Origin of the sequence: Vibrio agarilyticus, from assembly GCF_012641465.1 — a bacterium.
In the GTDB taxonomy this organism is placed as follows: domain Bacteria; phylum Pseudomonadota; class Gammaproteobacteria; order Enterobacterales; family Vibrionaceae; genus Vibrio; species Vibrio agarilyticus.
Genome location: NZ_JABAIK010000050.1, coordinates 1 through 960, shown reverse-complemented (window position 1 = coordinate 960; position 960 = coordinate 1). Strand labels below are relative to the sequence as shown.

Genomic DNA, 960 nt, shown 5'->3' with positions numbered 1-960 from the left:
GGGAAGGCCGCGAGGCCGAAATTGGCTGCTAGCTTTTCCGTGAAAATACTCTTGCTCATATGGGGTAGTATTATAGGCACTGTTGCAAATAGTCGGTGGTGATAAACTTATCATCCCCTTTTGCTGATGGAGCTGCACATGAACCCATTCAAAGGCCGGCATTTTCAGCGTGACATCATTCTGTGGGCCGTACGCTGGTACTGCAAATACGGCATCAGTTACCGTGAGCTGCAGGAGATGCTGGCTGAACGCGGAGTGAATGTCGATCACTCCACGATTTACCGCTGGGTTCAGCGTTATGCGCCTGAAATGGAAAAACGGCTGCGCTGGTACTGGCGTAACCCTTCCGATCTTTGCCCGTGGCACATGGATGAAACCTACGTGAAGGTCAATGGCCGCTGGGCGTATCTGTACCGGGCCGTCGACAGCCGGGGCCGCACTGTCGATTTTTATCTCTCCTCCCGTCGTAACAGCAAAGCTGCATACCGGTTTCTGGGTAAAATCCTCAACAACGTGAAGAAGTGGCAGATCCCGCGATTCATCAACACGGATAAAGCGCCCGCCTATGGTCGCGCGCTTGCTCTGCTCAAACGCGAAGGCCGGTGCCCGTCTGACGTTGAACACCGACAGATTAAGTACCGGAACAACGTGATTGAATGCGATCATGGCAAACTGAAACGGATAATCGGCGCCACGCTGGGATTTAAATCCATGAAGACGGCTTACGCCACCATCAAAGGTATTGAGGTGATGCGTGCACTACGCAAAGGCCAGGCCTCAGCATTTTATTATGGTGATCCCCTGGGCGAAATGCGCCTGGTAAGCAGAGTTTTTGAAATGTAAGGCCTTTGAATAAGACAAAAGGCTGCCTCATCGCTAACTTTGCAACAGTGCCAAGCTGGCTCGTGAATTCGGAATCAGTCGCGAAACCCTGTATCAATACTTGAGAACGGATCAGTA

General features: G+C 51.7%; 1 protein-coding gene and 1 pseudogene. Both read left to right on the top strand.

Annotation, left to right across the window (positions count from 1 at the left end; genetic code table 11):
* Nucleotides 1-138: 138 nt before the first annotated feature.
* The gene (locus HGP28_RS18910; protein ID WP_001067855.1) at nucleotides 139-843 is read left to right on the top strand and encodes an IS6-like element IS26 family transposase; all 705 of its coding nucleotides are present in this window, start codon (nucleotides 139-141) and stop codon (nucleotides 841-843) included.
* Between the two features lie 52 nt (nucleotides 844-895).
* Nucleotides 896-960 (top strand): annotated as a pseudogene (locus HGP28_RS18905) (helix-turn-helix domain-containing protein); the annotation flags it as partial.

Excerpts from the sequence above, each read along its gene's own strand:
- HGP28_RS18910 (WP_001067855.1), top strand. The coding sequence starts at position 139 with ATGAACCCATTCAAAGGCCGGCATTTTCAGCGTGACATCATTCTGTGG.